This window comes from Rahnella sp. WP5 (genome assembly GCF_000745615.1).
Classification (GTDB): domain Bacteria; phylum Pseudomonadota; class Gammaproteobacteria; order Enterobacterales; family Enterobacteriaceae; genus Rahnella; species Rahnella aceris.
The window spans coordinates 1-5,479 of sequence record NZ_JQJR01000029.1 but is presented as its reverse complement, the minus strand read 5'-3'; the positions used below and the strand labels follow the sequence as shown (position 1 = coordinate 5,479).

Below are 5,479 nucleotides of genomic sequence, written 5' to 3'. Positions count from 1 at the left end.
GAGTCTGAGGCATAGGGCCGTCAGTTGCAGCAACAACCAGGATAGCGCCGTCCATCTGTGCAGCACCGGTGATCATGTTTTTCACGTAGTCGGCGTGCCCTGGGCAGTCAACGTGCGCGTAGTGACGAGTCGGGGTGTCATATTCAACGTGAGAAGTGTTGATGGTGATACCACGAGCTTTTTCTTCTGGTGCGTTATCGATCTGGTCGAATGCGCGTGCAGAACCGCCGTAGGTTTTAGCCAGAACGGTAGTGATTGCTGCAGTCAGGGTAGTTTTACCGTGGTCAACATGGCCGATAGTACCAACGTTAACGTGCGGTTTGTTACGTTCAAATTTTTCTTTAGACATCGATTGTCCCTCTAAGACACGGTTAAATCGGTGGTATCACCACATCAACCAAGCATTTGCTTGACGAATTAGTTTACAGAAAGAAAATCAGGAGGGAGAATTTGGAAGTGGTGCTGATAGGCAGATTCGAACTGCCGACCTCACCCTTACCAAGGGTGCGCTCTACCAACTGAGCTATATCAGCACATACTTGGAGCGGGCAGTGGGAATCGAACCCACATCATCAGCTTGGAAGGCTGAGGTAATAGCCATTATACGATGCCCGCATCCTGGAACTCGGCTACCTGATTGTTCTGAAGAACTTGAAGACGGGGAAAAGGACGTGAGACACTTAATTCCTCACCTTCACCTGAAGCGACTCTTTCACTTCAAGCTGCCTCATTACTAAGGCTTATATGGTGGTGGGGGAAGGATTCGAACCTTCGAAGTCGATGACGGCAGATTTACAGTCTGCTCCCTTTGGCCGCTCGGGAACCCCACCTAATTGTTAAGTACTTGAATGGTGCCGGCACCAAGAGTCGAACTCGGGACCTACTGATTACAAGTCAGTTGCTCTACCAACTGAGCTATGCCGGCATCAAGTGCTGCGCATTCTATGGAGACTTTACGGGGTATGCAACAAAAAAATTGCATGTTTTGCACTATCGCTCATGTTTTATTCAAAAAGTAAGCTTTTTCCCTTTTTCCGCTGTTTAAGGGGTGAAAATATATCCAAAAGTGCGACTTCTTCATACCTGCCTGAGCAAGATATGAACCACTTTCCTACATTTCATTACTGAAATAAATCCTCCGCAGAGCTTAACCGTCTCATTTATGCACTGAAAATGTGCTTTTGCCTCACAAATGAACATCAAAAGGTATTTCTTTATCAGTTACACCTGATTTCAAGGCCATTTATATTGGCGCAGTTCTTGCATTCTTCATTGCGTACGCACTGTTTTGTTATTTTAAGGAGTGCAGCTATGAAAATTGTCATGCTCAACGCCGCAACATTGCCTGTTTATAGAGATGAACTGGCACAACTTCTCATCGAAGCCAACAGTACAGGCGCTTGCGTGGGGTTCCCGCACGTCACCGGACAAAGAGAGGCGGAAGACTCTTTTCATGATTTACGCCCTGCACTAACTCAAAATGAGCGACTGCTTTGGATCGCCAGAGATGAACAAGGTGTCATTGGGACCGTTCAGCTCGATCTGGCCCATTCTCCGGATTTACCTCATCAGGCCGAAGTGAGTACTTTGCTGGTCTGTGCCCGTGCGAGACGACGCGGCGTCGGTCGTCTGTTAATGCGTGCACTGGAAAATACCGCACAGAACCTGCGTTGCTCCGTTCTGTCTTCAGATATGCAGTCAGGTTCGGACGCCGAAGCTTTCTATCGGGCTCAGGGTTATCGCTGTGCGACACTCAGGCAAGACTCAGCCCGTTACAGCAGAAAAAATGAAGTAGTCTATTACAAACAACTACCGCCCTTCACCTGCGCCTCTCACCCCCTCTTTTAGTCTGTGAAAGTGCGGTGAGTATTTCATCGCACTTTCACAGACTTTCCTCACTTGCATAAGTTTCTCAAAAATTTTTAAACTCAATCAAAGAAATCGATAAGTTATAAGAAAAAGATCTCCCTCAAAAATTAAGGTGTCTATAATATGCTGCTGGTTTACTGTCTGGAGTTGGCGTGATCGCCTTTCCTGACCTGCGCTAACAGGCAGACTTTAACTTATGAAAAAAAGAGACCCATCTTTGGCAACTCCTTATCTGCAGTTTGATCGTACGCAGTGGGCAGCCTTACGTGATTCAGTACCACTCACGCTCAAAGAGGCTGAAGTGGTGAACCTGAAAGGCATAAACGAGGATTTATCCCTCGAGGAAGTCGCGCAGATCTATCTGCCACTTTCACGCCTTCTCAATTTTTACATCAGTTCCAACCTGCGCCGACAAGCCGTGCTTGAGCAGTTCCTCGGTACAGATGGACAGAAAATTCCTTATATCATTGGAATTGCTGGGAGTGTAGCGGTAGGTAAAAGTACGACAGCCCGCGTCCTCCAGGCATTATTAAGCCGTTGGCCAGAGCATCGCTCAGTAGAGCTGATCACCACAGATGGTTTCCTCTATCCCAATAAGACGCTCCAGGAGCGTGGGATCATGAAGAAAAAAGGATTCCCTCAATCTTACGATATGCACCAGCTGGTGAATTTCGTTTCAGAGGTTAAGTCAGGGGCACGACATGTTACCGCGCCAGTCTATTCACATCTGATCTACGATGTGATACCTGATGGCAATAAAGTTATTGAGCAGCCAGATATTTTGATCCTTGAAGGGCTTAATGTCTTACAAAGTGGCATGGATTATCCTCATGATCCACATCGTGTATTTGTTTCCGACTTTGTCGATTTCTCTATATACGTTGACGCACCTGAAAATTTATTGCAGAGCTGGTATATCAATCGTTTCTTGAAATTCCGCCAAGGCGCTTTCTCAGACCCAGATTCTTATTTCCACCATTATGCAAAATTGCCAGAAGAAGAAGCTGTGAATATTGCGACACAGTTATGGAATGAGATTAACGGTTTGAATTTAAAGGAGAACATTCTCCCAACCCGTGAAAGAGCCAGCCTAATCTTGACGAAAAGTGCTAATCACGCTGTTGAAAGTGTTCGGCTGAGAAAATAAATTTACTGTCGTTAACGAATAAAGGAGAGCCTGATACTCTCCTTTATTTTAGTCAGATACCGCGCAGTGAAATCTCACCGCCAATATAAGGTTTAACTACCGCATCCTGTTCCAGCAACAAAGCACCCTGCGGATCAATCCCGCGCTCGATACCATGAATTTCCTGGTCACCGATGAGTAACTTAACCTGACGATCAAGGAAATTATCTAAACCACGCCAGCGGGGAATAAAAGGTGCTAATCCTTCCTGTTCGAAATGCAATAATGCTGACCTTAACTCTTTCAGCAGCATTGCTGTGAGTTCATTGCGGTCAATATTAACACCCGCCTCCTGCAAATTTATCCATCCCTGAGTGATGGCGTCAGAAGCCGGTTCACGCATTTTGAGGTTAATGCCCGCGCCGATAACCAACTGTGCCGCATCGCCGGTTTTACCTGTCAGTTCAACCAGTATCCCAGCCAGCTTACGGTCATTAAGATAAAGATCATTTGGCCATTTCACCCGTACATCTTTAGCTCCAAGGCGCTGAAGCACCTCAGCCATGACAATCCCGATAACCAGGCTTAGCCCCATTGCGGCGGCAGGCCCTTGTTCCAGCTTCCAGTACATAGAAAGATAAAGATTACTGCCAAACGGTGAGAACCATTTTCGCCCGCGACGTCCCCGGCCGGCCTGCTGATATTCCGCAACACATGCGTCGCCAGAGCTTAATTCACCAATTCGGTCTAAAAGATACTGATTGGTTGAATCAATAACGGACAGAACTCTGACCTGACCCGCCGGAAGCAGCTTGAGGATTTTCTCCTCGTCGAGCAGTTGGATAGGATATGGCAGGCTATAACCTTTACCCGGCACTGTAAATATATCAACGCCCCAGTCACGTACCGTCTGGATGTGTTTATTAATTGCTGCACGGCTCATGCCAATGACTGTACCTAACTGCTCACCGGAATGAAATTCACCATCAGCCAAAATGGAGATCAGTTGCAGAGGAACGGTAATATCTTTCATGACAGCGCATCCACGGCGTCCACTTCACCCTTCGCGGCGATAAAACGAACCTCTGGTTCAAGCCAGATACTAAATTTCTCTGCAACAACATCACGTACATATTTAGCCAATGCACGTACATCAGCGCTGCTCGCATGATCTTTATTAATCAGTACTAACGCCTGTTTATCGTGAACTGCTGCGCCGCCAACGGTAAAACCTTTCAAACCAGCCTGTTCAATCAACCATCCGGCAGCAAGTTTAATTTGCCCATTAGCTTGTGGATAAGACGGCATAGAAGGATATTCGTTGCTGATTTTCTCTGCCACAGAAGCGTCAACAGCAGGGTTCTTGTAGAAACTCCCCGCATTGCCGGTAATGGCGGGGTCAGGTAATTTGCTCTGCCGCATCGCGCAAACTAAATCAAAGATCTGACGGGGGCTAACAGTCTCAGGATCTAAGCGAGTCAGCTCCCCATAACTCAATTTCGGCTGCCATTGTTTTCTCAGCTTCAGGCCTACGGCAATAATGGCATACCCTTCTTTATAGGAATGTTTAAATATACTCTCGCGATAACCAAACTGGCATTCGTCGGATTGCACGCGGATGACCTTTTCGCTCTGCAAATCCAAAACATCCACATAACCACAGATACTCTGCAGTTCGACACCATATGCACCTATGTTTTGAATAGGAGCAGAACCTACGCATCCGGGAATTAAAGCAAGATTCTCCAGACCTGGAATATCATGCTCTAATGCATAACAAACCAATTGATGCCAATTCTCACCAGCCCCCACATGCAGCAACCATTCCTCTGCATTTTCATCCAGCTCAATACCTTTGATCCGGTTCAGCACTACTGACCCTGCAAAATTCTCCAGGAAAAGAACATTACTTCCTTCGCCTAAAAGTAAAAAAGGCTGCTCCTTTTCCTTCGCTGATTTCCATGCTGCTATGAGTTGTTCAGTGTTCTGGACATGCGTGATTTCAGCAGCATAAGCCGCCAGAGAAAAAGTATTCAGGGATTGAAGAGAAGTGTCGCCAATCGACATAGCAATATTACTCATGAGTGACTTATTTGTGCTTAGTTTAACCGATCCGATATCCTGATACGCAGAGTTTTATAAGTTGGGGTGGGCCTCAAGACCAATAAACAAAGTCCATGCAGAGCTAAATTTCCCATAGCAAAAAGCCCCGTACTTTCGTACGGGGCTTTCCACTTATTTGATGCCTGGCAGTTCCCTACTCTCGCATGGGGAGACCCCACACTACCATCGGCGCTACGGCGTTTCACTTCTGAGTTCGGCATGGGGTCAGGTGGGACCACCGCGCTACTGCCGCCAGGCAAATTCTGTTTCATTCATACCGCTCACCTTACATCAGGCTTGCACTACGAACCAATCTCGGAACTTCAGCTGAAAATCTACTTCAAGTCTCTAAAAACACCTTTGGTGTTGTAAGGTTAAGCC

At 46.7% G+C, this 5,479-nt stretch carries 5 protein-coding genes, 4 tRNA genes and 1 rRNA gene; 2 read left to right on the top strand and 8 right to left on the bottom strand.

Annotated features, from left to right (window positions below; translation table 11 throughout):
• The 5 genes from EX31_RS24990 to EX31_RS17150 form a co-directional block, all read right to left on the bottom strand.
• On the bottom strand, positions 1–349 hold a 349-nt coding region (locus EX31_RS24990), incomplete at its 3' end, for a GTP-binding protein (RefSeq protein ID WP_197060744.1).
• A 108-nt stretch (positions 350–457) separates the two neighbouring features.
• Positions 458–533 (bottom strand) — tRNA-Thr (locus tag EX31_RS17165).
• Positions 534–540: 7 nt separating this feature from the next.
• Positions 541–615, bottom strand: a tRNA-Gly gene (locus tag EX31_RS17160).
• Positions 616–745: 130 nt separating this feature from the next.
• Positions 746–830: transfer RNA gene (locus EX31_RS17155), tRNA-Tyr, on the bottom strand.
• A 19-nt stretch (positions 831–849) separates the two neighbouring features.
• A tRNA-Thr gene (locus EX31_RS17150) sits at positions 850–925 on the bottom strand.
• A gap of 386 nt (positions 926–1,311) precedes the next feature.
• Between EX31_RS17150 and EX31_RS17145 the strand changes: the two genes are divergently transcribed.
• Together EX31_RS17145 and coaA are read left to right on the top strand one after the other, a co-directional pair.
• The gene (locus EX31_RS17145; protein WP_013577416.1) at positions 1,312–1,848 is read left to right on the top strand and encodes a GNAT family N-acetyltransferase; all 537 of its coding nucleotides are present in this window, start codon (positions 1,312–1,314) and stop codon (positions 1,846–1,848) included.
• 217 nt (positions 1,849–2,065) lie between these two features.
• Complete coding sequence (gene coaA / locus EX31_RS17140; protein ID WP_013577417.1) at positions 2,066–3,016, top strand: type I pantothenate kinase; 951 nt, start codon at positions 2,066–2,068, stop codon at positions 3,014–3,016.
• A gap of 52 nt (positions 3,017–3,068) precedes the next feature.
• On the opposite strand, the gene birA is transcribed toward coaA, so the two are convergent.
• The 3 genes from birA to rrf form a co-directional block, all read right to left on the bottom strand.
• On the bottom strand, positions 3,069–4,028 hold the full coding sequence (gene birA, locus EX31_RS17135) for a bifunctional biotin--[acetyl-CoA-carboxylase] ligase/biotin operon repressor BirA (RefSeq protein ID WP_013577418.1): 960 nt from the start codon (positions 4,026–4,028) through the stop codon (positions 3,069–3,071).
• Positions 4,025–5,062 (bottom strand): UDP-N-acetylmuramate dehydrogenase, encoded by a 1,038-nt coding sequence (murB, locus tag EX31_RS17130; protein ID WP_037035801.1) that lies wholly within the window; start codon positions 5,060–5,062, stop codon positions 4,025–4,027. The genes birA and murB overlap by 4 nt, the downstream gene beginning before the upstream one ends.
• Positions 5,063–5,239: 177 nt before the next feature.
• A 5S ribosomal RNA gene (gene rrf / locus EX31_RS17125) occupies positions 5,240–5,355 on the bottom strand.
• Positions 5,356–5,479: the final 124 nt, after the last annotated feature.